Source organism: Arthrobacter sp. 10T44 (genome assembly GCF_056393885.1).
Window position 1 is genome coordinate 832685 of sequence record NZ_JBFTGT010000001.1, and the last position, 26373, is coordinate 859057.

Below are 26373 nucleotides of genomic sequence, written 5' to 3' on the forward strand. Positions count from 1 at the left end.
GCCTACGCCTTGGTGCCCCCCACGATCGTCGCCGCTGACCGGAGCCTGAGCGCGCCCTGGTGCTCGTAGCGTCCCAGCAGCTGGAATACATCGGAGCGGATCAGCGCCCGCGCTTCCTTGTCCGCCTTCGCCAGTCCCGTGGCCACCGTGGCCGCGATATCAGTGATGAATTCCCAGTAGCTGTCCGGGGAGTCGTGCACCAGGTCCGTGCTGACCTTGTGCTCGGCCACGTCCACTAAGCCGGCATCCCGGAACAGCCGGGTCATGAAGCCGGGCGCGGAGCAACGGAACAGCCCCGGCATGACATCGGGCCGCCGCGGCAGCTCCGCATGCTGAGCGAGTGAGCCAAGGACGAGGGCGGCCCATGGGTTTTCCGCGGTCCGGCCCCAGACGGCCGCGCTGATCCTCGCCCCGGGCTTGGCCGCCCGCACCATTTCCCGCACGGCGCCCCGCATGTCGGGAAAGTAGTTGAAGCCGAAACGGCACAGGACGGCGTCGAACGTCGCGTCCTCGAAGGGCAGCTCCGCGGCATCACATACGTTGAAGCTCACATTGGCCAGCCCTTGGGCGGAGGCCTTCTCCTCGGCCACGTGCAGCATGCCGGCCGAGATGTCGGTGAGCACCACCTCGCCGTCGGGCACCAGGGCGGCCGCCGTGAGCCCGGGCTCGCCGGTGCCCGACGCAACATCGAGCACAATCGAGTCCGGTCGGAGCCGTGCGTCCTTGATCACGGCGTCGCCGAAAGGGCGTTGCCAGCCGAGCAGTTCCGCGTCCCACTTTTTCCAGCCTGCCGCGAACTGGTCCCAGATGATGCGCTGCCGGTCCCGGATACTGTCCGCTGCAACTGCCATGGTGCGTCCTTAATAGTCCGGACCGCACCCTCCCCCACCCCCTAGTGTGCTCCGCCGCCCGAGTTCCCGCTAGGGTCCCGAATTTCCGCCACGGAATCGGTCCTCCGCGCCGCGGATCCCCACAGCGGCGGTCCGCAAACGGCGCGAAAATGCCCGGCGAAAAAGCAGCGCCCGCGCGGGCAGTAGGCTTAACGGCATGGCTCCTGAAGACACCCCCGTTGCGCCCGAACGCCGCTCCGTCACCGTCCGCCGCGCTCCGAGATACGTCCCGTTCCTGATCCTGGGCGGCCTGCTGGGCGTCGTAGTGGCCGCCGTTATCGCTTACGGCCTGCCGGCCGACGAGGGCTACGACGCCAACTCCGTCTTCGGCTTCTTCCTGACCTTCTGCATCGCGGGCGGGGCCATACTGGGCGCCGCCGTCGCACTGGTGCTTGACCGGCTGAGCGTCCGCCGCGCCGAGCGCGCCGTCGTCGAGTCCGTCCCGGACTCTGTTCCGGACACCGACGGCGAGGACCGCGCCTAAGCAGGCGAAGGCCGGCCGGCAGGTCATAAACCGGCCTCCGGAAAAGTCCTAGCGCACAACGTGAGATAATCGACCAGTGGCACGCGGCGATGGAAAACTTTCTCATGACCTTCTCTCTGGCGAAAAAGGCCCGCAGGACGCATGTGGCGTCTTCGGGGTCTGGGCTCCCGGCGAAGAGGTAGCAAAACTCACCTATTACGGGCTGTACGCGCTGCAGCACCGCGGTCAGGAGTCGGCTGGTATTGCCACCAGCGACGGCAAGCGGATCAACGTCTACAAGGACATGGGGCTCGTGTCCCAGGTCTTCGACGAGACCACGCTGAACACCCTGACCGGGCACCTGGCCGTCGGCCACTGCCGCTACTCCACCACCGGCGCCAGCCACTGGGCCAACGCCCAGCCCACCCTCGGCGCCACCGCCACCGGCACGGTCGCCCTGGCGCACAACGGCAACCTCACCAACACCGCCGAGCTCAAGGCCATGATCGTGGACCGCAACGGCGGCCAGCTCACCGGCGAAATGAAGCAGGGCAACACCTCGGACACCGCCTTGGTCACGGCCCTGTTGGAGGGCGAGGAGGGCAAGTCCCTCGAACAGACCTCGCTGGAACTGCTGCCCAAGATCAAGGGCGGCTTCTGCTTCGTCTACATGGACGAAGGCACCCTCTACGCTGCCCGCGACACCTACGGCATCCGCCCGCTGGTCCTGGGCCGGCTGGAGCGCGGCTGGGTGGTGGCGTCCGAGCAGTCCGCCCTCGCCACGGTCGGCGCGAGCTTCATCCGCGAGATCGAACCGGGCGAATTCATCGCCATCGACGAACAGGGCGTCCGCTCCCAGCGCTTCGCCGAGCCGACGCCGGCCGGCTGCGTCTTCGAGTACGTCTACCTCGCCCGCCCGGACGCCGCGATTGCCGGCCGCTCGGTGTACGAATCCCGCGTGGAAATGGGCCGCCAACTGGCCCGCGAGAACACCCAGGAAGCGGACATCGTCATCCCCGTGCCGGAATCCGGCACCCCGGCCGCCGTCGGCTACGCCGAGGAATCCGGCATCCCGTTCGCGCACGGCTTCGTCAAGAACGCCTACGTGGGCCGCACCTTCATCCAGCCCTCGCAGACGCTCCGCCAGCTCGGCATCCGGCTCAAGCTCAACGCCCTGGAGTCTGTAATCCGCGGCAAGCGCGTGGTGGTGGTGGACGACTCGATCGTCCGCGGCAACACCCAGCGCGCCATCGTGCGGATGCTCCGGGAAGCCGGCGCCGCGGCCGTGCACATCAAAATTTCCTCCCCGCCGGTGAAGTGGCCCTGCTTCTACGGCATCGACTTCGCCTCCCGCGCTGAGCTGATCGCCAACGGCGCCACGATCGACGAGATCTCCCAGGCCATCGGCGCGGATTCGCTCGCGTACATCTCCGAGGACGGCATGATCGGCGCCACCCGGCAGCCGCGCGAACGCCTGTGCACGGCCTGCTTCACCGGGCAGTACCCGATCGAGCTGCCCGGCGCCGACAAGCTCGGCAAGAACCTGCTGGAGCGCCCCGACTCTGTCGGACAGCCTGTCGGCCTGCCCGCCACGGTGGCCCCCGCAGCGTCCGGAAGCGCGGCCGCCGGGATTCCCGCGGCCGACGCTGCCGCCAACGCGGCGTCCGACGCCGCCATCCCGGCCGACGAGGATCCGGCTGAGAAGGCCGGCGCCACGGGTTGCGACCCGGGGCCCGACGCCGAGTTCGAAGAACTGCTCACCGACGCCGACCGCGTACCCGCCGACAAGCTTGATGCCGACAAGAAAGAGCCAGTATGACTTCCGCCTCCACGGCCGCTGACATGAACGACGCCCAGAACACCGGCATCACCTACGCCTCCGCCGGCGTCGACGTCGAAGCGGGCGACCGCGCCGTCGAACTCATGAAGGACGCCGTCAAGGCGACCCACAACTCCTCGGTGATCGGCGGCGTTGGCGGCTTCGCCGGCCTGTACGACGTCTCCAAGCTGCTCACCTACAAGCGGCCGCTGCTGGCCACCTCCACCGACGGCGTCGGCACCAAGGTCGCCATCGCCCAGGCCATGGACATCCACGACACCATCGGTTTCGACCTCGTGGGCATGGTGGTGGACGACATCGTGGTGGTGGGCGCCGAGCCGCTCTACATGACCGACTACATCGCCTGCGGCAAGGTGGTCCCGGAGCGGATCGCCGACATTGTCCGCGGCATCGCGGCCGCCTGCTCGGTCGCCGGTACCGCCCTGGTGGGCGGCGAAACCGCCGAGCACCCGGGCCTGCTCGGTGAACACGAGTACGACGTCGCCGGTGCCGCCACCGGCGTGGTCGAGGCCGACTCGCTGCTGGGTCCGGAGCGCGTACGCGCCGGCGACGTGGTGATCGGCATGGCCTCCTCCGGCCTGCACTCCAACGGCTACTCGCTGGTCCGCCGCGTCGTCAATCACGCCGGCTGGGCCTTGGACCGCCACGTCTCCGAATTCGAGCGCACCCTGGGCGAGGAACTCCTTGAGCCCACCCGGGTGTACGCCGCGGACTGCCTGGACCTGGCCCGCACGTTCCCGGTGGACGGCTCCGCAGCCGGCCGGGCCGTGCACGGCTTCAGCCACGTCACCGGCGGCGGACTGGCCGCCAACCTGGCCCGCGTCCTGCCGCAGGGCCTGCTGGCCACCGTGGACCGCGCCACCTGGGAGCTTCCGCCCATCTTCAAGTTGGTCTCCGAGCTGGGCAACGTTCCGCTGGCCGACCTTGAGCGCACCCTCAACGTGGGCGTGGGCATGGTGGCGATCGTCTCGCCGGAAGCCGCCGACGCCGCGGTGAACCACCTGAACGCCCGCGGCCTGCCCTCGTGGATCATGGGCACCGTCGGGGAAAACTCCGACTCGGTTCTCAAGTCCGGCCCGGACTACGTCCAGGGCGCCAAGGGCGTCGACGGCGGCGCCGTCCGGATGGTCAACGCCTACGCCTAGCCTTACTGCTGCGTCGGCAGCGTAAGGATTTCGGCGCCGTCGTCGGTAATCGCGATGGTGTGTTCGCTGTGCGCGGTCCGGCAGCCGGTCGCGCTTCGGAGGGTCCACCCGTCGGCGTCGGTGACGAGCTTGGCGGTGTCCGCCATGACCCATGGTTCCAGCGCGAGCAGTAGCCCGGGGCGCAGGGTGTAACCCCTGCCTGGCCGGCCGGTGTTGGGAACATGCGGGTCCTGGTGCATCGTCGATCCGATGCCGTGCCCGCCGAACTCCGTGTTGATCGGATACCCGGCCTCGCTGAGGACCGCGCCGATGGCATGGGAGATGTCCCCGATGCGGGCTCCCGGTCCGGCCGCGGCTATCCCGGCGCTCAGTGCGCGTTCGGTGGCGTCGATCATGGCGACACTCCCGGCCGGCCGCGTCCCACCCACGATGAAGCTGATGGCGGAGTCCGAGGCCACCCCGTCCTTGGCGACGGCGAGGTCCAGAGTCAGCAGGTCCCCGTCGGCCAACGCGTAGTCGTGGGGGCGTCCGTGGAGGACGGCGTCGTTGACGCCCGTGCAGATGTAGTGGCCGAACGGCCCGCGCCCGAACGACGGCGCGTAATCGACGTAGCAGGACTCCGCCGCGGCGTCGGCGATCAATTCCGACGTCCACCGGTCGATGTCCAGCAGGTTGGTGCCGATGGAGCTCCGCAATTTCAGCGTCTGCAGGATGTCTGCGACCAGGCGGCCCGTCACTTTCGCACGCGCCAACTCGGTGTGGTTCAGGAACTCGATCATGTGACGCCCTTTCGTCCAAAACCAATAACTATACCGGTCATATTATCCCGGTATTAGAATTGGATCCATGGTCAGATTGCCGCTCACATCCGCTGAAGTCGAGCGCGGACAGCGCCTCGGTGTCCTGCTGCGCCGCGCGAGGGGTGACCGCTCCATGCTTGAAGTTGCCCTCGATGCGCGCGTCTCGCCCGAAACCCTTCGAAAGATCGAGTCTGGCCGCGTGGCCACGCCGGCCTTTCCGACCATAGCCGCGATCGCCGGCGTCCTGGGCCTCTCCCTCGATGCCGTGTGGGCCGAGGTGAGCCCGCCCGGGTCCGGCGATGAAGCTGCGGGCCCTGGCAGCACCGCACGCGCGCGGCTTGCCTCGTAGGCGTTCCGGCTCTCTTTCGGGGGCCCGGCTAAACCTCCAGCACGCTGAACACGCCGCCCTGCGGGTCCCGGAGCGTCGCAATGGCACCGGCTTCATCGTCCGCCGGTTCAATGAGGACGACGCCGCCCGCAGCGCGCGCCGTCGCCACGGCTTCGGCGACGCTGGGAACCCCGAAATACACCTGCCAGCCCGGCTCAAGGTTGCGCTCGGCCGCGGGCACGGTGGCGATCCCGGCGACCTCTGTGCCGTCCACCATCAGGGTCGTGTACGTTCCTCCGTCGTCCTGCGGGTACTCGGTCACCTCGTGGCGGAAAAGCTGCTGGAAGAACCCGACGGCGGCCTGCGGCTCGGGCGTGAGCAACTCGACCCAGGCCAGGGCGCCCGCTTCCTCGCTCCGCGCCGTGCCGAAGTGCGTGCCGGCCTGCCAGGCGCCCGTGGTCCCACCGCCGGGCGGGGCGAAGAAGACCATCACGCCGGTTCCGTCCACAGCTTCCGGCCCAAACTCGAGCACCCCGCCGGTGTGCGGCAGTTCGGCGGCGAGCCCGGCGGCGTCGTCGACGGCGAAGTAGACGTTCCACTGTCCCGGGGCCGCCGCCCGCTGCTGCTGCGGGTTCTGCGGCGCGATGACGGTAACCAGTTCCTGGCCCAGAAACGCCTGGGCGAAGCTGCGTCCGTCGGGGGTGGGCTGGTCCTCGTACCGCCAGCCGAAGATGGCGGCGTAAAACTCCTTGGCCGCAGCCACATCGGACGTCTGGAGATCGGCCCAGCAGACCTCGCCTTCGGCATACCCCGAACGAATCGCCATGGAAAGTCCTTCCCAGAGAAATGCCGGACAGCCCGGCAAGTCCAAACTAGCCCGGGGCGCGTGGCCCAGCAACCGATCCTCGCCCGCCGTTTCGATGGTTCCCTGCCTACAAGTCGTTTAGAAGCATCGACTGGGCGCGGAACCGTCTAAACGGCGGTTCAGCGGCGGGGCAGCGGGGCCGGCACCGGAGGGAGGGCGGCAGGGGCGGGTGGTTGTTGGACGCAAAAAACCCGCCGGGCACGCCCCGAAGAGGGTGTGGCCGGCGGGCCTGTAAAACTTGGTCGGCACCCTCGCTTGGCAAGGGGTGACCGGAAGAAGTGTCGACTAACCTATCCGACGGGAATCTACCTCGTCGTCGTCCTCTTCCACATCGTCCGCGTACTTATCCACATAAGCCGAATAATCCGGCTCAACGGGCTCACTCGAGAAGCGGCTCGGCGCACGACCCTCCGAGCTCTTAAGCTCACGCTGAAGCGCAGAGTAGTCAGTGTTCGGGGAATAGTACTTAATATCCCGAGCCTGCTTGGTAGCTTTTGCCTTTTGACGGCCGCGCCCCATGGCGTGACCCCCTTTTGTACTCGGACCGGAGGTGGTCACCATTGGCGTTCGGTGAGGCCCCGGAATGTTTGGTCAATTTGTCGTACACCTAGATTACATGCTTTCGGCGGTCACTGCTCGCCGCCCGAGCGCCTCCGCATGCGGCCCGGCAGCCTTCTTCGATAGAGTCTCTTGATGGGCTCCCGGAAACGCGGCCCGGAGCCGGGCATCCAGCCCCGGCAAAGACGCACGGAAGAGGTGAATTCCCGAGTGACCGAAAAGCCTGCCAGCGACGAGAACGCCAGGCGCGGCGATGCCGGAATGCCTGACGTTCCCCCTGCGGACAGCCCCGGAGAGCGGCCGGTTCCGGCCCCGCCGGCACGCATGCCCTCTTCCGTCCGCATCCCGCCCCGGCCTTCCGCGCCGCCGACGTCCGCCGTCCCGCTTGTCCCGCGCAGCATCGCCTCAAGCACCCCTCCCTCAAGCACCACTCCCCTAAGCAGCACCGCGCCGGGCGCCACTGCCCCTGCACCTACCGCACCCGCCGCGCCGTCCTACCGGCGGGCCGCCGCGCGGTCCGAAAGCCGGGCGGGAGCCGAAACCTTGGCGGCAGCCGAAACCCGGTCCACGACGCCGGCCGCAGGCGGCGGACGCGCCGGCGTCGAGGCCCCGAAGCGGAAGACCGGGAACCGGAAGACCACCTCCGGCGCCTCCCAATTCGGCAAGCTGCTCTCCGCCCAGGTGGCGCAACTCAGGACCTCAGACCTGGGGCCCCGCGCCCGGCAGCTGGGCGGCAGGCTGGGCGCGAGCGCCCGACGCGCGGGCCGGACCCTCTGGGCCGCCGCCCAACGGCTGGACCTGGCGAAGGTCGGCGCCGCCCTGGCCGCCGTCGTCGTGCTGGGGCTGGTGATCTGGTGGCTGACCTCGCTGGGTGCCGCCACCCAACAACCCACGGCCGGCACCTCGCCCGCTCCGGCCGGGTCCTCGTCCGCGGCCCCCGCGGCCCGGGGCCCGCTGCCGCTGGAAGGCGTCAACCCGATGGACTTCCGGCTCGGCGACTGCTTCAAGGACTTCGACGCAAACGCCCCCACCTCCACTGTCGTGGCCTGTGACACCGGACATTCGGCCCAGTTGGTGGCGGTGGACAGTTACGCCGCCGCCGACGCCTACCCGGGCCGTGACCCGCTGAAGCAGAAGGCGCTGGACACCTGCAAGGCGGCCCAGCTCACCGACAAGTCCGGGAACTACCAGTTCAGCTACAAACTGGCCTACCCGAGCTCCTCCAGCTGGGGCACCGGCGACCGGCGGGTGGACTGCTACTTCGTGGCCGACGGCGGAAACGTCATCAAGGAATCCCTGATCCCGCGGCTCTAGGGCTCCGTCAGCGTATTCTTCACGCCCGGCGGCGGGTTTTTCATGGACACCAGCGGAACCAACGGTACCTTTGAGGTGTTGCTGAATCTCTCGGCTGCCCATTCAGGAGGAGACATGGTCGTGGCACCGGATTCTGTCGACGATGGTAAGGGGAGCGTCAAACTCCTCGCTGACGGCTACATCCACCTGCAGTGGCTGCCCGGGATCAGCATTGAGGTCGCGGATGCCCGGGCGGCGATGGCGAAAGTGAACGAGGCCTGCCAGGGCGTCCCCCATCCGATGCTTGTCGACATGGCGGCGGTGGCTTCCGTCAGCCGTGAAGCCCGAAGCATCTGGTCCATCCCGTGCAGCGCCTCCCGCATCGCCCTGCTGGGACGGTCGCCCGTGGACCGGGTCCTGGCGAACTTCTTCCTGGGGGTTCATATACCGCCTTGCCCAACACGGTTTTTCACCTCGCGCAACGACGCCATGGAATGGCTCAGTGCCGACCGGTGAAAGGGGTCGGCAACGACAAGACAGCATCGCAACTGTCGACGTTCCTGAGACTCTTCCCTACACGGCTCCGGCCGACGGGGCTGTAGACGGCCGCCTGCAACTGCTGGTCGACGGCATCGTCCGGCTTGCTGCCGGCGAGCTGAGTGCGCGGATCGAACCCTCGGACCAACGCGATGAGATTGATGCCGTCATTACCGGCGTCAATCTCCTCGCCGAAGAACTCGGCCATATCCATTCGGACCTGGAAGAACGGGTGGCTGCCCGCACCGCCATGTTGCGGCGCACCCAGGTCGAGCTGGAGCAGATGGCCAAAACCGATGCTTTGACGGGCCTGGCCAATCGGACCCTGCTCAGCGAGCGAATCCAGGACGCGATCGGCGCCAGCGCACAGGGCGGCAGCGCCGCGGCCGTTCTCGTGTTGGATCTGGATTCCTTCAAAGCAATCAACGACACCATGGGGCACAGCGCCGGAGATGCCGTGCTTGTGGAGGTCTCCAGCCGTCTGCGCTCCGTGGTCCGGACCTCGGACACCGTGGCGCGCCTCGGCGGGGATGAATTCGCCGTCCTCATCGCAGGGGCGACCGAAGAGGAAGTCGTCCACATTGCGCAGCGGGCGCGGGAAGCCCTGCAGGAGTGCATACACGTGGGATCCGAAACGGTCTGGACCACGGCGAGCATCGGGATCTGCCTTCGCAATCCCGGACATAGCTCGGAGGAACTCATGCGCGATGCCGACCTCGCCATGTATCAAGCCAAGGCCCAGGGCCGGAACAGAATCGAGCGCTTCCACCCGGATATGCTCGACGCCGTCAGGGAGCGATCGCGGATAACAGCCGAGTTGCGCACGGCGGCTTCCGAGGGACAGCTGGCACTTCTCTACCAGCCGGTCATTGAACTCGCCTCCGGGCGAGTCGCCGGCGTGGAGGCCCTCGTCCGGTGGCACCACCCGGTCCACGGAACCATCATGCCGGACAACTTCATCGGCATCGCGGAAGAAACCGGCCTCATCGTCGAGCTGGGGCGATGGATCCTGCACGAAGGAATCTCTCAGCTGAGCCGGTGGAAAAGGGAGGCACCGGATCTCACCGATTTCCGGCTGCACATCAATCTCTCGGCCGCCGAGCTCCTCAGAGGCGACCTGCTGCAGGACATCCGGGACACGTTGGAAAAGAACGACGTGCAACCGGGCCGGCTGGTGCTTGAGATCACCGAAACCGTCCTGATGTCCCCCGGAGCGGGAGAGGAACAGGTGCTGAGAGCCCTCCGCGCCATGGGTGTGGGACTGCAGATTGACGACTTCGGCACCGGGTACTCGTCCATCAGCTACCTCCGGACGCTTCCCGCAGACACAGTCAAGGTGGACCACTCCCTCATCAAGGACCTTGAGTCCGACCCCCGGCAGCAGAAATTCGTTTCTGCCATCCTCCAGCTGATCTCAGCGGCCGAGCTCGAGGCGATTGTGGAGGGCATCGAAACGGCCGGGCAGGCCGCAGAACTCCGGGCTATGGGTTGTCTCTACGGGCAGGGCTACTACTTCGGACGTCCGGAGCCCGCTGTAGACGCACTTAATCGGCTCCGCGCTGCCGGACAGCAAAGGTAAAGTGACGGCATGGCAAAGCTCTGGGACCGCATGCGGCTTATCCCGACAGTGGTTCGTCTCGCATCCCGGGCACCGAGGGATCCGCATGCCGCCTGGGACAAGTACTGGAAGGGCATCGACACGACGGGCAGGGCCGGAGACGTTCTCTGGGACGCCGATTCCGCTGCGGAGCGCGTGCAGTACGCCGATCTGATCCGCGCCCACTTTGATCCGGCTCTTCCGGTCGTTGACGTGGGTTGCGGCAATGGGACGTACACCCGGTGGCTGGCCGGGCTTTTTCCACGGGTGATCGGAATCGATGTGTCCGCCGGCGCAATCGACAGAGCGGCTGCGGAAGCAGAAGATGTCCCCAATGCTGAGTTTATGGTCCTGGATGCTGCGGATACAGGCACGGGAGGACTTAGCTTGGAGCGGCTGGGCCCCGTCAACGTCTTCGTCCGCGGAGTCTTTCACGTCCTGAAACCCGACAAGCAAGCCGCCATGGTGGAAAACCTGCGGACGGCAGTCGGGGACAAGGGCCGGATCTTTTTGGCGGAAACCAATTTCCCCGGCAACAGCCTCGACTATTTGGCGGAGCTCGGGGCCACTCGAGAGAACGTACCGCGCCAGCTGCGCCGGGCGCTGGAAAACCTGCCACGGCCGGGCCGCTTCGGTGCCCGCGAACGCCACGCCTTGTTCCCGGACGCGGACTGGCAGCTCATCGAGGACGGCCCGATCAGCATCGAGGTGGTCCCCATGAGGTCCGAGAATGCCCGCCAAAGCGTTCCGGGATATTTCGCCCTTATGGCGGGAACCGGCAAAGCCCCGGGCCAGCAGAGCTGACATTCAACGAAAAGGCCGCCCGCCGGTGGAATCCGGCGGGCGGCCCTTGCCGTTCGCGGCGTGACTCCTTGCGTTACTCCTTGCGGCGGACCGAGAGCCCGCTGCCGGTGGACGCTCCGCCGTCGGGCCGCGCGGACACGTCCGCGCCGCCCATGGTGAGCTCCATCAGATCCGGGGCGGTGTCCACCAGGACCGTGTCGCCGTCGGCGATCTCGCCGGCCAGGATGGACTTGGCCAGCCGGTCTCCGATCTCCCGCTGCACCAAGCGGCGCAGCGGCCGGGCGCCGTAGGCAGGGTCGAAGCCGGTGACGGCCAGCCAGGCCCGCGCGCCTTCCGATACTTCGAGAGTCAGGCGGCGGCCCTTGAGCCGTTCGCCCAGCTCCTTGACCTGCAGCTCGACGATCTCGGCGAGTTCCTCGACGCTCAGCGGGTCGAAAAGCACCACCTCGTCGAGCCGGTTCAGGAATTCGGGCTTGAAGGAGGCGTGCACCGTGGCCATGACCGCATCCCGCTTGGCAGCGGCGTCGAGGTTCGGGTCCACGAGGAACTGGCTGCCCAGGTTGGAGGTCAGGACCAGGATCACGTTGCGGAAGTCCACGGTGCGGCCCTGGCCGTCGGTGAGGCGGCCGTCGTCGAGCACCTGCAGGAGGATGTCGAAGACCTCCGGGTGGGCCTTCTCCACCTCGTCGAGCAACAGGACGGAGTACGGACGACGGCGGACAGCCTCGGTCAGCTGGCCGCCCTCCTCGTAGCCCACGTAGCCCGGAGGCGCCCCGACCAGCCGCGCCACGGAGTGCTTCTCCGAGTACTCGGACATGTCGATCCGCACCATGGCCCGCTCGTCGTCGAAGAGGAAGTCCGCGAGCGACTTGGCCAGCTCGGTCTTGCCGACGCCGGTCGGGCCCAGGAAGAGGAAGGATCCTGTGGGCCGGTTGGGGTCGCTGATACCGGCGCGGGCCCGGCGCACGGCGTCGGAGACGGCGGTGACCGCCTTGGTCTGGCCGATCAGCCGTTCGCCCAGGACGCGCTCCATCTCCAGCAGCTTCTGGCTCTCGCCCTGCAGCATGCGCCCGGCCGGGATGCCGGTCCACGCGGAGATCACCTCGGCGATGTCATCCGCGGTCACCTCGTCGGCCACCATCTGCCCGGACTTGTCGGTCACGGCCGCTTCGGCCTCGGCCGCGGCCTTGAGTTCGCGCTCCAGGGCCGGGATCTCGCCGTAGAGGATCCGGGACGCCGTCTCGAAGTCGCCCTCGCGCTCAGCTTTTTCCTCCGCGGACCGCAGCTCATCCAGCTTGGCGCGCAGGTCGCCGGCACGGTTCAGGCCCGCCTTCTCGGTCTCCCAGCGGGCGTTCAGGGCCGCGAGCTCCTCCTTCTTGTCCGCCATGTCGGCGCGCAGGGCAGCAAGGCGTTCCACTGAGGCCGGGTCGGTCTCGCCGGCCAGGGCCAGTTCCTCCATGGTCAGCCGGTCCACCTGGCGGCGCAGCTGGTCGATCTCCTCCGGGGCGGAGTCGATCTCCATCCGCAGCCGGGACGCGGCCTCATCGACGAGGTCGATCGCCTTGTCCGGCAGCTGCCGGCCGGAGATGTACCGGTTGGACAGGGTCGCCGCGGCCACGAGGGCGGAGTCGGAGATGGAAACCTTGTGGTGCGCCTCGTAGCGTTCCTTCAGTCCGCGCAGGATGCCGATCGTGTCATCCACGCTCGGTTCGCCGACGAAGACCTGCTGAAAGCGGCGTTCCAGCGCCGGGTCCTTTTCGATGTTCTCGCGGTATTCGTCGAGCGTGGTGGCGCCGATCAAACGGAGTTCACCGCGGGCGAGCATGGGCTTGAGCATGTTGCCGGCGTCCATCGAGCTGTCCCCGGAGGCGCCCGCGCCGACCACGGTGTGGAGCTCGTCGATGAAGGTGACGATCTGGCCCTCGGAGCTCTTGATCTCCTCCAGCACCGCCTTGAGCCGCTCCTCGAATTCGCCGCGGTACTTGGCGCCCGCCACCATCGAGGCCAGGTCCAGGGCAACCAGGGTCTTGCCGCGCAGGCTCTCGGGCACGTCGCCGGCCACGATCCGCTGGGCCAGGCCTTCGACGACGGCGGTCTTGCCGACGCCGGGTTCGCCGATGATCACCGGGTTGTTCTTGGTGCGGCGGCTGAGGACCTGGATGATGCGGCGGATCTCGGCGTCGCGCCCGATCACCGGGTCCAGCTTGCCGGAGCGCGCGATCGCGGTCAGGTCGGTGCCGAACTTCTCCAGCGCTTGGAAGGTGTTTTCGGGGTCGGCGTTGTCCACCTTGCGGTCGCCGCGGACCCCGGGCAGCGCTGCGAGCAGCGCCTCGTGGGAGGCGCCGGCATCGCGGAGCAGCCGCCCGACGTCGTCGCTGCCGGAGGCGAGGCCCAGCAGCAGGTGCTCGGTGGAGACGAAGGTGTCGCCGAGCCGTTCCGCCTCGTTCTGCGCGTTCTTGATGGCCTGCATCGCGGCGCGGGAAAGCTGGGCCTGCTGCACGGAGCCGCCCGAGGTGGAGGGGAGTGCCTTGATGGCGGAGCTGGCCTGGACGCTGACGGCATCCGGATCGGTTCCGGTGGCGCGGAGGAGCGCGACGGCGACCCCCTCGCGCTGGTCCATGAGCGCCTTAAGCAGGTGGGCCGGTTCCAGCTGCGGGTTTCCGGCCGTCGAGGCGTTCATGGCTGCTGCCGAAAGAGCCTCCTGGCTCTTGGTAGTGAATTTCGCGTCCAAAGAGAGCTCCTTCCGGGATAAAACTGTCGTCAAAGTTGAGTCTAGCCCGCTCAACTTTGGAATTGGCTCCTTTAGCTCCATGTTTGCCCACGGCGAAACTGCTGTCTAGGGCCGGAGTCTTCCGGCGCGGCCGGGCGTCCTTACGGACATGCCCATCCTTCGCGCGGGGCCCTGGGCATGCCCGGCCTCAGCCCCTCGAGCTTCCGGACATGCCCATCCCTGGCTCGGGGCGCTGAGCATGCTCAGCCGCCACCCTTCGAGCTTCCGGACATGCCCATCCTTGGCTCGGGGCGCTGGGCATGCCCGGCCTCAGCCCTTCGAGCGTCCGGACATGCCCATTCCTCGCGCCTACGAATGGACATAGTCCGGATATGTCTACTGGCCGAGTCCAAGGATGGGCATGTCCGTCGGACCGGATGCCACACCCGGACATCCCACCCCACATCGCTTAACGTTGCTTAACGTTGTGCGGGCTAATTACTGTAACTGAGGTCACAGCGACCGAAACCGATGCGAAGGAGGGTCAGAATGCAGGAACAAGCCACCACCGTTGCCGGCGACGGCCCCGTAGCGCCGGTTTCCGCGGCTGCCGTGGCCCGGGCGGCGGGAGTATCCCCCGCGTCGGTGTCCTACGTCCTCAACGGCAAGGGCGGTGTCTCGCCGGAGACCCGGCGCCACATCATCCACGTGGCGAACGAGCTGGGCTTCAGGCCCCGTAAGTCCTCCCAGTCCACCGATCTGCAGCGCACCCGCGTGATCGGCCTGATCCTGCCCAACATCATCAACCCGATGTTCCCGCGCTGGGCGCAGGGCGTCATTTCCGCAGCAGCCGATTCCGGCTACGAGGTCTTTGTCGCCACCACCCAGGACGATCCGGAGGTCCTCGCCCAGGTCACGTCCACGCTCGCGAACCGCAACGTGGACGGCGTCATCCTCGCCGCCTCGCTCCGGGACGATGCGCGCGCCCTCCGCACCCTGAGGTCCGCCCGGATCCCCTACGTCTGCCTGTCCCGCCGGGCGGATTTCCTCGATTCAGACTTTGTGGGGATCGACGACGACGCCGCCGCGACGCTGCTGATGCAGCACATGCTCGCCCACGGCTACACCGAGATCGCCACCGTGATCGGCCCCCGCTTTTCCACCGCTTCACTGGCCCGGGAACAGGCCTTCGTGCGGACGGCGGCCGCCGCCGGCGTCGTCATCAGCGGGGACCGTAAGATCAGCACCCGGGTGAACAACGAAGGCGGCCGGCTGGCCGCGGAACGTCTCTTCGCCTCCGGAAACCCGCCGCAGGCAGTGGTCTGCGGCAGCGACGAGCTCGCCATCGGCGTGATGGAGTACGCCCTGGCGCGGGGCCTGCGGATCCCGGAGGACGTGGCCGTGGCCGGCTGCGACGGGCTGCCGCACAGCCGCTCCGGACTGATCAACCTGACCAGCATTGTCCAGCCGCAGCAGGAGATGGCCCATGAGGCCTTCGCCATGCTGCTCAAGCGCATCGAAGCCCCGTCCCGGAACTACACCTCGCTGGTGTGCCGGCACCGCCTCCATATCGGCCGCACCTGCGGCTGTACCCCCGCCCTCACCTAGCCACCGCACCAACCGCAACTCCCCAAACGCACCACCTCGCAGCGTCGGCTGCCGATTGAACGCTGCCCGCTGTCCGCCCTGACCATCAATCCTGACCCCAATTCAAGGACGAAGACCCATGTCAGTTGTATCCGCACCAACGAAGATGCGCACACCGCAGGAAATTAACGGCGTGATCCTGCGCCGAGTCATGCCGCTGCTGATCGGCGCCTACATCATGGCGTTCCTGGACCGCACCAACATCGGTATGGCCAAGGACCGCCTGGAGATTGACCTCGGCATCTCCGCCACCGCCTACGGCATCGGCGCCGGCCTGTTCTTCCTGACCTACGCCCTCTCCGAAATCCCCTCCAACCTGATCATGCACAAGGTGGGCGCCCGCTTCTGGATCATGCGGATCATGATCACCTGGGGCATCATCTCGGCCGGCATGGCCTTCGTGCAGGGAGAGTGGTCCTTCTACATCATGCGGATGCTGCTCGGCGTCGCCGAGGCCGGGCTCTTCCCAGGCGTTATGTACTTCCTGACCCAGTGGTTCGTGGTCAAGGACCGCGCCAAGGCCAACGGCATGTTCCTGCTGGGCGTCTCGATCGCCAACATCGTCGGCGCCCCGCTCGGCGGGCTGCTGCTGACCCTGGACGGCCTCGGCGGCCTGCACGGCTGGCAGTGGATGTTCCTCGTCGAAGGCCTGCCGGCCTGCGTCCTGGCCTACGTCGTCTGGAAGAAGCTCCCGGACCGGCCCAGCAAAGCCACGTTCCTCAGCCCCGAGGAGGCCGCCGACCTTGAGGCCCGGATCGCCGCCGAAGAGAAGGCCGGCGCGGAAGCCTCCGGCAACCACCGCCTCCGCGACGTCCTGAAAGACAAGCAGATCCTCCTGGTCGTGGGCGTCTATTTCACCCACCAGATTGCCGTCTACGCCCTGTCCTACTTCCTGCCCTCCATCATCGGCACCTACGGCAAGCTCAACCCGCTGCAGATCGGCCTGCTGACCGCCATCCCGTGGATCTTCTCCGCGGCCGGCGCGCTGCTGGTTCCCCGCTTCGCCACCGACGGCAAACGCTCCCGCCTCCTGGTCACCGGCACCATGATCGGCATCATCGCCGGCTTCGCGCTCGGCGCCGTCGGCGGCCCGCTGCTCGGCATGATCGGCTTCTGCCTGGCCGCCTTCAACTTCTTCGCCCTGCAGCCGATCCTCTTCACCTACCCGGCCACCCGCCTCAGCGGCGCCGCCCTCGCCGGCGGCATCGCGTTCGTCAACACCATCGGCCTGCTCGGCGGCTTCCTCGGCCCCTACGTCATGGGCTTCATGCAGGATGCCACCGGCTCCAAGCTCTCCGGCCTGTGGTTCATCGTGGGCATGTGCATCATCGGTGCACTGCTGTCCCTGATGCTCAAGCGCGGCACCGAGAAGCCCGACGTCGTCCCCGCTGCCCACTAAGCGCCCGACGCCGGCCGCCACCGAACGCTCCACCGCCAACGCTCTGCCGGCGCCCCTGCGCGCCGGCGGAGCGGCTCACCGAACCACCACCGCAAGGAATACCCATGGATTTCACCGCAAAACGCGTTCTGGTCACCGCCGGCGCCAACGGCATCGGCCTGGCCATCGCGAGCAAGTTCCAGCAACTCGGCGCCGCCGTCTTCGTCACCGACATTGACCCCGACGCCGTCGAGAAGGCCCGCGTCAACGGCCTCGCCGCTGCGGTCAGCGACGTCTCCGACGAAGCCCAGGTGCGCGCCCTCATGACCACCGTGGCCGAGGAACTGGGAGGGCTGGACGTGCTGGTCAACAACGCCGGCATCGCCGGCCCCACCGGCCCGCTCGAAACCCTCGACGCCGCCGCCTGGAAGGCCACCTTCGACGTCAACATCCACGGCCAGTTCTACTGCATCAAGCACGCGCTGCCCCTGCTCCGGCAGGGCACCGGCGCCTCGATCGTGAACCTCTCCTCCGCGGCGGGACGGCTCGGCATGGCCGGGCGCAGCGCCTACTCCGCGTCCAAGTGGGCCGTCGTCGGGCTGACCAAGACGCTCGCAATCGAACTGGGCCCGGACCGGATTCGGGTCAACGCGATCTGCCCCGGCGCCGTCAACGGGCCCCGGATCGACGCCGTAATCGCGGCCAAGGCGCAGATGCTGGACCTCCCGGCGGACCAGGTTTCCGAGCTCTATCACAACCAGTCCTCCCTCGGCCGGCTGATCGAGGCGGAGGACATCGCGAACATGGCCGCCTTCGCCGCGAGCGACCTGGCCCGCAACGTCAACGGCCAGGCCCTCGCCGTCGACGGCAACACCGAAAAGCTTTACTGAGCCCCGAAGGAGCGACCCCCATGGCTGCTGCACGCAAAGTCATCATCACCAGCGCCGTCACCGGCGCCATCCACACCCCGTCCATGTCCCCGCACCTGCCGGTGTCGCCGGATGAAATCGCCGACGCCGCGATCGGTGCCGCCGAGGCCGGCGCCGCGATCGTGCACATGCACGCCCGCGACCCGAAGGACGGCCGGCCCTCGCAGGACCCGGAGCACTTCGCCCCGATCCTGGACAAGCTCAAGCGCAACACCGACGCCGTCATCAACATCACGACCGGCGGCTCCCCCCACATGACCGTGGAGGAGCGCATGCAGCCTGCCGCGCTGTTCAAGCCCGAACTGGCCTCGCTGAACATGGGGTCGATGAACTTCGGCCTCTACCCGATGCTGGACCGTTTCACGGACTTCGGCCACGAGTGGGAGCGCGAAGGACTCGAAAAGAGCCGCGACCTGGTCTTCAAGAACACCTTCCAGGACATTGAAACCATCCTCGGCATCGGCAACGAGAACGGCACCCGGTTCGAATTCGAGTGCTACGACATCTCCCACCTGAACAACCTGGCCCACTTCCACGCCCGCGGCCTGGCCCGCGGCCCCCTGTTCGTCCAGTCCGTTTTCGGCCTGCTCGGCGGGATCGGCGCCCACCCGGAAGACCTCATGCACATGCGCCGCACCGCTGACCGGCTGCTGGGCGATGATTACCAGTGGTCCATCCTGGGCGCCGGCAAGAACCAGATGCCGCTCGCAACGATCGGTGCGGCCATGGGTTCGCATGTCCGCGTCGGACTGGAGGACTCGCTCTGGATCGGCCCCGGCCAGCTCGCCACGTCCAACGCCCAGCAGGTCACCCGGATCCGCACCATCCTGGAGGCGCTCAACTTCGAGATCGCCACCCCGGACGAGGCCCGCGAAATGCTGCAGCTCAAGGGCCGCGACAAAGTGGGATTCTAGGCCGGTGAGCATCCTCGTTGCCCCGGACAGTTTCAAGGGGACCTTCCCGGCAGCGGACGTCTGCGCCCACATCGCTGCCGGGATCCGCGCGGCCGGGGCGGCCGCCGTCCAACTGCCGGTGGCCGACGGCGGCGAGGGGACCTTCGACGTGCTGGTCCGGGGCCTCGACGCCCGGCCGGTCCGGGTCCGCACGGTGGGACCTTGGGGCGACGACGTCGAGGCGGTCCTCGCGCTGGCGCCGGACGGCACCGCCGTCGTCGAGCTCGCGTTCGCCAGCGGCCTGAACCTGCCCAGCACCGGCGACCGGGACCCCGTCCGCGCCAGCACGTACGGCACCGGGGTGATGATGGCGGAGGCCGTCCGGCTCGGTGCCCGGCGGGTGCTGGTAGCGGCCGGCGGCTCCGCGACCACCGACGGCGGGGCCGGGGCCATCGCCGCCATCGAGGAGCGCGGCGGCCTGGACGGCGCCGAGGTGGTGGTGCTCAGCGACGTGACCACCCGCTTCGCCGACGCCGCCCGGGTCTTCGGCCCGCAGAAGGGCGCGGACCCGGCCACGGTGGAGGTACTCACGTGGCGGCTCGACGAGCTGGCGGACGGGTTTGCCCGCGAACTGGGCCGGGACCCCCGGCCGTTGGAGCGGACCGGGGCCGCCGGCGGCTTCTCCGGCGGCATGTGGGCGAAGTACGGGGCCAGCCTGGTCTCAGGCGCCGACCATGTGCTGGACCTGCTCGGCTTCGAGGCCCACGCCGCCGCCAGCACCGCGGTGGTGGTCGGGGAGGGCCGGCTGGACTCCCAGACCGGCCAAGGCAAGATCATCGCCGCCATCCTGGCCCGCAGCGGCACGACGCCCGTGTACGCCGTCGTCGGTTCCGTCCACGAGGACCTGGGCGACTATGCCGACAACTTTGCCGGCGTAATCGTGGCCAGCGATGCGGAAGCCCTGGTGGCCGCGGGGTCGCAAGTGGCACGCATCGCCGGACACGCCCTGCCCTGACCCGGGGCTGCTCCCCCGGAGGACGGACATGCCCATTCCCGGCCTCGAACGGTGGGCATAATCCCACTATGTCCATTCTTCGTGCCAAGGGTTGGGCATGTCCCCGGGGCGGCCGCGGGGAGAGGGGGCATGCGCGGCGGCAGGCGTCGAGGGTTGGACATGTCCCGCAAAAAGAAGCGATCCGGCGGTCGGCTCCCCCAAGGAACCGACCACCGGATCGAATTATGGCTACACGCAAAGCTTGTCACACGTTTGACAACTTTGTCACATGACGCGCGGGCGGTACTGGCCGGACCTCTGTAATCTGGGAGTCATGGATGAGACTCCGGCACCCGGGCACAGCACCCGCAGCGTTTTCCTGGACAAGGCGCACCCCGCCGCGTGGCGCGCGCTCAACGGCCTGGGCCTGAAGGCCAAGGAAGCCGCGGAGGAGGCAGGGCTGGACCAGACGCTGATCGAGTTGCTGAACGTCCGCATCTCGCAGATCAACGGCTGTGCCTTCTGCCTGGACCTTCACGTGGGGGACGCGGTCAAGAACGGTGAATCAGCCCAGCGCCTGGCGGTGCTCCCGGCCTGGCGCGACACCACCCTTTTCAGCGAAAAGGAACGCGCGGCCCTGACTCTGGCGGAGGCGATCACCAACATCTCCGACGCCGAGGCCCGCGAGCGCGAAGGAGGCCGGGCGCGCAGGCACCTCACCGACGTCGAGTTCTCCGCCATCAGCTGGCTGGCGATCACGATGAACGCCTTCAACCGCGTCTCGATCGTCAGCCAGCACCCGGTGCGGAACAAGGCCCAGGGCAGCAAGGACCAGGAAACCCAACCCAAGTAACCGGCGGCTACGGGATCAGCCGGTCCGCCCGGAGCCGGTCAAAGAGCACTGTGAACGAGTCCAGGGTCCGGCGGTATCCGGTGAAGCCCGCGAGGCGGCTCTTGCTCATGTCGGCCAGCACCTCGATGTTGCGTCCCAGGTCGCCGTCGGTGTGCCACCACGAGGAGACCCGCGCGAGGTCCGGTTCGGCGAGTCCATGCCGGGCGGCCAAATCTGCCCACACCGTTTCCATGCCCCGCATCTGCTCTTCCAGCGGCCTGGGTTCGTTCTCGAAGCCAACGGCTTCGACGCCGAAATATGCGGCAAGGCGCGGCCACATCCAGCGCCAGCGGAAGACGTCGCCGTCGACGATGTTGTACGCCTGATTGCCTGCCGACTCCGCGGTGGCTGCCCAGAGCATGTGCTCTGCCAGCAGTCCACTGTCGGTCATATCGGTGAGGCTGTTCCACTGCGTCTCCGAGCCGGGGAAGATGAACGGCCGGTTCAGCTCCTTGCAGAGTGACGCCTGTACCGCGAGGGTGGTCCCCATGTTCATGGCGTTGCCCACCGCGTGGCCGATGACCGTGTGCGCACGGTGAACCGACCAGCTGAACCCCTGTCGTTCGGCCGCGGACCACAGTTCGTCCTCCTGGGCGTAGTAGAAGTTGGGCACCGGCAGCCGCGGTTCCTCCTCATGGAAGGGCGTGTCCGGCATTTCCCCCGCGGCGTAGGCCTCAAAGGGGCCCAGATAGTGCTTCAGCCCGGTCATCAGGGCGACGTGTTCCACGGGGCTGTCGCGCAGGGCGTTAAGCAGGTTCCGCAGCAGCGCGGCGTTGACTTCGATGTTTTCCCGTTCGGTGTCCTGCCGCGACCAGGCGGTGAAGAACACGTGGGTCGGGCTTTCGCCGACCAGCGCGGCCGTAAGGCTCTCCGGTGAGCTGAGGTCCGCACTAACGGGCCGCACCCCGGGACGGGCAACGACGCCGCGGGACAGGGCCAAGACGTCCCAGCCTGTTTCCGCAAGGAGGGTGACGAGGGCGGACCCGGCGATGCCGCTGGCTCCGACCACCAGGGCGGTGCGTCCATGGGCTGGGGCTGGGTTGTTCTGCACGAGATTCCTCCTGGTTGCGGGGCGGGCCTCTCTCCACCCTAGGCCGTGGGGCCGGCCCGGCTGATACCGGGGCGTGGCCCAGAGCCGCCGGGACCGGGGCGTGGCCCAGACCCGGCCGGCACTCCAGTGGCCCTACGCCGGGTAAATCGACACCGCCGCCGCCTTGACCACGAAGTAGACGTCCACCCCGGGGGCCAGGCCGAGGTCCGCCGACGCGGCGGGCGTCACATCCGCGGACAGTTCCCCGGCCCGGACCCGGATCTGGTCGCCATGCGGTTCCAGGTCGGTGACCGTGACCGGGAACGAGTTGCGCGGGCTGCCGTGTGCTTCGCTGAGGAAGACGGAGACGGCCGACGGCGGGAAGGCCGCCACGCCGCTTTGGCCGGGAACCGGCGGATCCTCATGCCGGCCGGCGAATTCCTGGCCCGCGGCCGTCCGGAGCCCGGCCGCGGTGACGGTGCCGGCCACGAGGTTCAGCCCGGCCAGCCCGGCGGCGAAGCGGCTGCGGGGCCGCTGGAGCACGTCCCGGGTGGGGCCGTCCTCGGTGATCCGGCCCTGTTCCAGCACGATCACGCGGTCGGCGAGCATGTAGGCGTCCAGGACATCGTGCGTGACGATGATGGCCCGGCGCCGGGCCAGGACCCGCTTCAGCAGCCGCCGCAGCAGCGGGGCTGCGTGGACGTCCAGGGCGGCCATCGGCTCGTCCAGCAGGAGCAGCCCGGGATCGGCGGCCAGCGCCCGGGCCACCGCGACCCGCTGGGCCTGGCCGCCGGAGAGTTCCCCGGGCCTCCGTCCGGCGAGGTCCGCCGCGTCGACCTCCGCGAGCCAGCGCCGGGCCGTCTCCCTCGCCTGGGCCCTGGCGGCCCCGGCGCTCCGGGGGCCGAAGGCAACGTTTTCGAGGACCGTCAGATGCGGAAATAGCAGCGGCTCCTGGGCCAGCAGGGCGGTGCCGCGGCGGTGCGGCGCGGTCCAGGTGTTCTGCCCGGGCCCCAGCTCGAAGAGGATCCGGCCGTCCACCTGCGCCCGCCCGGCATCGGGGCGGAGCAGGCCCGCGACCACGGAGAGCAGGGTGGACTTCCCGGCCCCGTTCGGCCCGAGCACGGCCACCGACTCCGCGTCCGCCAGGCTCAGCGAGACGTCGAATCCGCGGGCGGCGACGGCGGCGTCGAGCGTGAACGTCATCCCCGCACCTGCCCGGCGGCCGCGGGGCTGCCCGCACGGCGGCCGGCCGCGGCCGGTCCCCGGTAGCTGAGCCCGACGACGATGACCGCCACCGCGACGAGCAGCAGCGAGAGGGCGACGGCGGCGTCGGCGTCGGTCTCGCGCTGCAGGTAGATTTCCAGCGGCAGGGTGCGGGTGACGCCCTGGAGGCTGCCGGCGAAGGTGAGGGTGGCGCCGAATTCGCCGAGGCTGCGGGCGAAGGAGAGCACGGCCCCTGAGGCGAGGCCCGGCAGGACCAGCGGGACGGTGACACGGCGCAGCACCGTGGTGGGACGGGCGCCGAGGGTTGCCGCCACCGCCTCGTAACGGCTGCCCGCGGAGCGCAGCGCACCTTCGAGGCTCACCACGAGGAAGGGCAGCGCGACGAAGGCCTGGGCGAGCACCACCGCCGTCGTCGAGAACGCGATCTGGATGCCGGCCACCTCGAGGCTCCGGCCCAGCAGGCCCTGCCGGCCGAAGGTGTAGAGCAGCGCGATGCCGCCCACCACCGGCGGCAGCACCAGCGGCAGCAGCACGAACGAGCGCAGCAGTCGCTGGCCCGGGAAGGCGCCCCGGGCCAGCACCAGGGCCAGCGGGACGCCGAGCAGCACGCAGAGCACCGTACTCGCCGCCGCCGTGCGCAGGCTGAGCCCCAGGGCCGTGAGCGAGGCTTCCGAGGTGAGCAGCGGGACGAACTGCGGCCAGTTGACCCTGGCGACCATGGCGGCGAGGGGCAGCAGGACGAACAGCGCCCCGGCCGCGGCGATGGCCAGCACCCAGCGCGGAATGCCGCTGTAGCCGTGGCGCGTCACGGGCTGCCGAAGCCCGCGTCGGCGAGGACCTTCCGGCCCCCGGCTCCGGTGACCAGCGAAACGAAGGCGTCCGAGAGCTCCTGGTTTCTGCTGGTCTTCAGCGCGGCGATCGGATAATGGTTGACGGCGGCGGCCGCCTCGGGGAACGGGATCCCCCTGACCTTGCTCCCGGCCGCCCGGACGTCGGTGACATAGACGAGTCCGGCGTCGGCTTCTCCCGAGGTGACCTTGCCCAGCACGTCGGTGACGGAGGATTCCTCACTGACGGGCTTCAGGGCCACGCCGCTCCTCCCCTCGACCGACTTCGCCGCCGCTCCGCACGGGACCTGGGCCGCGCACACCACCACTTTGACCCCGGGTTTCGCCAGATCCGCGAAGGAGCCGATGCCCGCGGGGTTGGCCGGAGGCACGGCGATGGCCAGGACGTTGCTGGCGAAGTTCCGGGGCGCGCCTGCCACCAAGCCTGCGTCGGCGACCTTGGCCATGTTCTTCAGGTCCGCGGAGGCGAACACGTCCGCGGGTGCGCCTTGGCTGAGCTGCGTGGCGAGGTCGGCGGACCCGGCGAAGCTGAGTACCACCTTGGTTCCGGGGTGGCCGGCCTCAAACTCCCGGGCCAGGGCAGTGAAGGGCGCCTTGAGCGAGGCCGCCGCGAACACTGTCAGGTTCTTCTCCGCCCCTCCCCCGCCGGCCGGTGCGGCGCAGGCGGCGGTCCCTGCTGCGAGGGCTCCCGCCAGCAGGAGGGCGGCGGCCTTCCGGAGCCGGCTCATACGAGGGCCCTTCCATGCGGGCTTTCGATGATCACCGTGGTGGCTTTCACGACGGCGGTGGCCACGGAGCCCAGTTCCAGGCCGAGTTCGCGGACCGCCTCGCTGCTCATCAGCGACACCACCCGGAACGGCCCGCACTGCAGCTCCACCTGGGCCATGACGGTGTCGGCCGTGATGGCCGTGACCAGTCCGACGAAGCGGTTCCGGGCCGAACTCCCGGCACGGGCAGGGTCCTCGGGCAGTTTCGCCTGCTCCCGGGCCAGGGTGGCGAGCTCGAGCCCGTCCACGGCGAGCCGGCCCGATTCATCCCTGAGCGGCGTGAGGCTCCCGTTTTCGGTCCAGCGGCGGACGGTGTCGTCGCTGACGCCGAGGAACCGGGCGGCTTCCGAGACGCGAAAAGTAGGCATAGAGACACTGTAACCCGCATTTGCGGAGAATCCGGCCGTTTTCCTTTTCATCTCCGGGTCACCGCCCAATTCGGCCGCCTCGTAGACTTCCTGCATGGCCGTATACCTCGATCCCCCGCTCTGGCCCGCCCACGGAACGCACTTTTCGCACCTCATCTCGGACAGCTCGCTGGATGAGCTCCACACCTTCGCGCGGGCCGCGGGCATCCCGGAGCGGGCGTTCGACGGCGACCACTACGACGTGGCCGAGGCCCGCTACGACGCCCTGGTGGCGGCCGGCGCCCTCCCCGTCGAGGGCCGGATCCTGGTCCGCAAACTGATCGAAAGCGGCCTGCGGATTCCTGCGCGGCGACGCAACGGATCGCTGAAACTGCCGCTGCTGACCCGCTGGAACGAGGCCCTCCCCGGTCACGACGCGCTCTTCCTCGACCTGCTGGACCGCTGGGGCGAGGAGCACCGGAAGTACCACGGCCGCACCCACCTGCTCGCCGTGCTGGAGGCCCTGGACCGGCTGACCGCGCCGGCACGGCCACCGCGGACCGTGCTGCTCGCGGCCTGGTTCCACGACGCCGTCTACCTCGGCATCGCCGGCGAAGACGAGGAGGAGTCTGCCCGGCTCGCCGAGGAGCGGCTGGAGCGCGCGGGGCTTCCCGCCGACGAGGTCGACGAGGTCGCGCGGCTGGTCAGGATGACGGCGGACCATCGGCCGGATCCCGACGACGAACCCGCCGCCCTGCTCAGCGATGCCGACCTCTCCGTCCTGGCCGGCGATCCCGGCGCCTACGCCCGCTATCTTGCGGCCGTCCGCGAAGACTTCGCCCACATTGGCGACGCAGATTTCGCCGCCGGACGCGCCGCCGTCGTCCGCCAGCTCCTTGAACTGGACCCCCTCTTCCACACCGCGCGCGGCCGCGAACTGTGGCAGGACACGGCCCGCCGGAACCTGCAGGGCGAACTTGCCTGACTCGGTCCCGCCACCACATCGCGGGGTCACTTAGCGCCTATTAATCCCTTCGGGATGGCGCTAAGTGACCCCGCGATGCTTGGTTGTTTCAGGCCGCCTTGCGGAGGTGGTCGGCGAGACGGTCGAAGGACTCCCGCCAGCCGGTGCCGTTGCTGTCCCGGTTCTCCGCCGTGTCAAAGGGTCCCTGCGTGAACGTCATCCGGGTACCGCCGTCGATCTCCTCCAGCCGGAAAGTCACCTCGGTCTCAAAGCCGCGGGTGCCGTCGGCCTTGTCCCAGGCATGGGTGAACACGAACAGGTTCGGCGGTTCGATGTCCGTGTGTACGCCGCTCCACCAGTACTGCTGGCCAGTGGCGTCCTGGACCATGCAGGCGCGGTAGAGGCCGCCAATTTCCAGGTCGGCATCGATGCTCTCCCGCGGGGTATGGAAACCGCGCGGCCCCCACCACGCGGGCGCCTGTTCCGGGTCGGTCAGGGCGGACCATACCGCCGAAATCGGGACCTGGAACTCGCGGGTGATGACCAGCATCAGTTCATCGTTACTGTTCTCTGCCTCCGGGATTGTTGGCTCTGGCATTGCTCTTCCCTCGGCTTCCTGTGGTTGTCCGG

26 protein-coding genes are annotated in these 26373 nt (G+C 68.6%); 15 read left to right on the forward strand and 11 right to left on the reverse strand.

Features of this window, described 5'->3' with window-relative positions:
- Positions 1 to 2 precede the first annotated feature (2 nt).
- A complete protein-coding gene (locus tag AC1DBL_RS03935; RefSeq protein ID WP_441416657.1) occupies positions 3 to 851 on the reverse strand; it encodes a class I SAM-dependent methyltransferase in 849 nt (282 codons plus the stop codon).
- A gap of 196 nt (positions 852 to 1047) precedes the next feature.
- On the opposite strand from AC1DBL_RS03935, the gene AC1DBL_RS03940 reads away from it, so the two are divergent.
- The 3 genes from AC1DBL_RS03940 (at position 1048) to purM (ending at position 4338) form a co-directional block, all read left to right on the forward strand.
- A complete protein-coding gene (locus AC1DBL_RS03940) occupies positions 1048 to 1374 on the forward strand; it encodes a hypothetical protein (protein WP_441416656.1) in 327 nt (108 codons plus the stop codon).
- Between the two features lie 76 nt (positions 1375 to 1450).
- Positions 1451 to 3172, forward strand: a complete 1722-nt coding sequence (gene purF, locus AC1DBL_RS03945) for an amidophosphoribosyltransferase (RefSeq protein WP_476925503.1) — start codon at positions 1451 to 1453, stop codon at positions 3170 to 3172.
- The gene (gene purM / locus AC1DBL_RS03950; protein WP_441416654.1) at positions 3169 to 4338 is read left to right on the forward strand and encodes a phosphoribosylformylglycinamidine cyclo-ligase; all 1170 of its coding nucleotides are present in this window, start codon (positions 3169 to 3171) and stop codon (positions 4336 to 4338) included. The genes purF and purM overlap by 4 nt, the downstream gene beginning before the upstream one ends.
- Before the next feature lie 2 nt (positions 4339 to 4340).
- Here the strand turns inward: purM and map are convergent, their stop codons facing one another.
- Positions 4341 to 5117: a type I methionyl aminopeptidase gene (gene map, locus AC1DBL_RS03955; protein WP_476891933.1), complete on the reverse strand. Its 777-nt coding sequence runs from the start codon at positions 5115 to 5117 to the stop codon at positions 4341 to 4343.
- 67 nt (positions 5118 to 5184) lie between these two features.
- On the opposite strand from map, the gene AC1DBL_RS03960 reads away from it, so the two are divergent.
- The gene (locus AC1DBL_RS03960) at positions 5185 to 5487 is read left to right on the forward strand and encodes a helix-turn-helix domain-containing protein (RefSeq protein WP_441416652.1); all 303 of its coding nucleotides are present in this window, start codon (positions 5185 to 5187) and stop codon (positions 5485 to 5487) included.
- Positions 5488 to 5515: 28 nt separating this feature from the next.
- Here AC1DBL_RS03960 and AC1DBL_RS03965 read toward each other — a convergent pair whose 3' ends face one another.
- Both AC1DBL_RS03965 and AC1DBL_RS03970 read right to left on the reverse strand, forming a co-directional pair.
- On the reverse strand, positions 5516 to 6292 hold the full coding sequence (locus AC1DBL_RS03965; protein ID WP_476891932.1) for a VOC family protein: 777 nt from the start codon (positions 6290 to 6292) through the stop codon (positions 5516 to 5518).
- A 324-nt stretch (positions 6293 to 6616) separates the two neighbouring features.
- Positions 6617 to 6850, reverse strand: coding sequence for a DUF3073 domain-containing protein (locus tag AC1DBL_RS03970; protein ID WP_082492711.1), 234 nt, complete (start codon positions 6848 to 6850; stop codon positions 6617 to 6619).
- A 582-nt stretch (positions 6851 to 7432) separates the two neighbouring features.
- On the opposite strand from AC1DBL_RS03970, the gene AC1DBL_RS03975 reads away from it, so the two are divergent.
- From AC1DBL_RS03975 to AC1DBL_RS03990, 4 genes are all read left to right on the forward strand, one after another.
- The gene (locus AC1DBL_RS03975) at positions 7433 to 8203 is read left to right on the forward strand and encodes a septum formation family protein (protein WP_476925504.1); all 771 of its coding nucleotides are present in this window, start codon (positions 7433 to 7435) and stop codon (positions 8201 to 8203) included.
- A gap of 114 nt (positions 8204 to 8317) precedes the next feature.
- The gene (locus AC1DBL_RS03980) at positions 8318 to 8698 is read left to right on the forward strand and encodes a DUF7793 family protein (RefSeq protein WP_476925505.1); all 381 of its coding nucleotides are present in this window, start codon (positions 8318 to 8320) and stop codon (positions 8696 to 8698) included.
- Positions 8685 to 10298, forward strand: a complete 1614-nt coding sequence (locus AC1DBL_RS03985; protein WP_476925506.1) for a putative bifunctional diguanylate cyclase/phosphodiesterase — start codon at positions 8685 to 8687, stop codon at positions 10296 to 10298. The genes AC1DBL_RS03980 and AC1DBL_RS03985 overlap by 14 nt, the downstream gene beginning before the upstream one ends.
- Before the next feature lie 9 nt (positions 10299 to 10307).
- Complete coding sequence (locus AC1DBL_RS03990; protein WP_476925507.1) at positions 10308 to 11120, forward strand: class I SAM-dependent methyltransferase; 813 nt, start codon at positions 10308 to 10310, stop codon at positions 11118 to 11120.
- Between the two features lie 73 nt (positions 11121 to 11193).
- On the opposite strand, the gene clpB is transcribed toward AC1DBL_RS03990, so the two are convergent.
- The gene (clpB, locus tag AC1DBL_RS03995) at positions 11194 to 13851 is read right to left on the reverse strand and encodes an ATP-dependent chaperone ClpB (protein ID WP_441416646.1); all 2658 of its coding nucleotides are present in this window, start codon (positions 13849 to 13851) and stop codon (positions 11194 to 11196) included.
- Positions 13852 to 14379: 528 nt separating this feature from the next.
- Between clpB and AC1DBL_RS04000 the strand changes: the two genes are divergently transcribed.
- From AC1DBL_RS04000 to AC1DBL_RS04025, 6 genes are all read left to right on the forward strand, one after another.
- Positions 14380 to 15438 (forward strand): LacI family DNA-binding transcriptional regulator, encoded by a 1059-nt coding sequence (locus AC1DBL_RS04000; protein ID WP_476925508.1) that lies wholly within the window; start codon positions 14380 to 14382, stop codon positions 15436 to 15438.
- Between the two features lie 118 nt (positions 15439 to 15556).
- Entirely contained in the window at positions 15557 to 16876 is a 1320-nt protein-coding gene (locus tag AC1DBL_RS04005; RefSeq protein ID WP_441416644.1) for an MFS transporter, read from the forward strand.
- A gap of 104 nt (positions 16877 to 16980) precedes the next feature.
- On the forward strand, positions 16981 to 17745 hold the full coding sequence (locus AC1DBL_RS04010; RefSeq protein WP_476925509.1) for an SDR family oxidoreductase: 765 nt from the start codon (positions 16981 to 16983) through the stop codon (positions 17743 to 17745).
- 20 nt (positions 17746 to 17765) lie between these two features.
- Entirely contained in the window at positions 17766 to 18698 is a 933-nt protein-coding gene (gene kce, locus AC1DBL_RS04015) for a 3,5-dioxohexanoate:acetyl-CoA acetone transferase (protein ID WP_476925510.1), read from the forward strand.
- Positions 18699 to 18702: 4 nt separating this feature from the next.
- On the forward strand, positions 18703 to 19692 hold the full coding sequence (locus AC1DBL_RS04020; protein WP_476925511.1) for a glycerate kinase: 990 nt from the start codon (positions 18703 to 18705) through the stop codon (positions 19690 to 19692).
- 313 nt (positions 19693 to 20005) lie between these two features.
- On the forward strand, positions 20006 to 20524 hold the full coding sequence (locus AC1DBL_RS04025) for a carboxymuconolactone decarboxylase family protein (protein ID WP_476925512.1): 519 nt from the start codon (positions 20006 to 20008) through the stop codon (positions 20522 to 20524).
- A gap of 7 nt (positions 20525 to 20531) precedes the next feature.
- Here AC1DBL_RS04025 and AC1DBL_RS04030 read toward each other — a convergent pair whose 3' ends face one another.
- From AC1DBL_RS04030 to AC1DBL_RS04050, 5 genes are all read right to left on the reverse strand, one after another.
- Positions 20532 to 21614, reverse strand: a complete 1083-nt coding sequence (locus AC1DBL_RS04030) for an SDR family oxidoreductase (protein WP_476925513.1) — start codon at positions 21612 to 21614, stop codon at positions 20532 to 20534.
- 132 nt (positions 21615 to 21746) lie between these two features.
- Entirely contained in the window at positions 21747 to 22796 is a 1050-nt protein-coding gene (locus AC1DBL_RS04035) for a sulfate/molybdate ABC transporter ATP-binding protein (RefSeq protein WP_476925514.1), read from the reverse strand.
- Positions 22793 to 23626 (reverse strand): ABC transporter permease, encoded by an 834-nt coding sequence (locus AC1DBL_RS04040; RefSeq protein WP_441416637.1) that lies wholly within the window; start codon positions 23624 to 23626, stop codon positions 22793 to 22795. Before AC1DBL_RS04040 ends, AC1DBL_RS04035 begins: the two co-directional genes overlap by 4 nt.
- A complete protein-coding gene (gene modA / locus AC1DBL_RS04045) occupies positions 23623 to 24393 on the reverse strand; it encodes a molybdate ABC transporter substrate-binding protein (RefSeq protein WP_476916930.1) in 771 nt (256 codons plus the stop codon). The genes AC1DBL_RS04040 and modA overlap by 4 nt, the downstream gene beginning before the upstream one ends.
- Positions 24390 to 24800 (reverse strand): TOBE domain-containing protein, encoded by a 411-nt coding sequence (locus AC1DBL_RS04050; RefSeq protein ID WP_441416635.1) that lies wholly within the window; start codon positions 24798 to 24800, stop codon positions 24390 to 24392. Before AC1DBL_RS04050 ends, modA begins: the two co-directional genes overlap by 4 nt.
- 94 nt (positions 24801 to 24894) lie before the next feature.
- Here AC1DBL_RS04050 and AC1DBL_RS04055 point away from each other — a divergent pair, with 94 nt between their 5' ends.
- Positions 24895 to 25764: a DUF4031 domain-containing protein gene (locus tag AC1DBL_RS04055; RefSeq protein ID WP_476925515.1), complete on the forward strand. Its 870-nt coding sequence runs from the start codon at positions 24895 to 24897 to the stop codon at positions 25762 to 25764.
- A gap of 88 nt (positions 25765 to 25852) precedes the next feature.
- On the opposite strand, the gene AC1DBL_RS04060 is transcribed toward AC1DBL_RS04055, so the two are convergent.
- On the reverse strand, positions 25853 to 26341 hold the full coding sequence (locus AC1DBL_RS04060; RefSeq protein WP_476891922.1) for an SRPBCC family protein: 489 nt from the start codon (positions 26339 to 26341) through the stop codon (positions 25853 to 25855).
- Between the last annotated feature and the right edge of the window lie 32 nt (positions 26342 to 26373).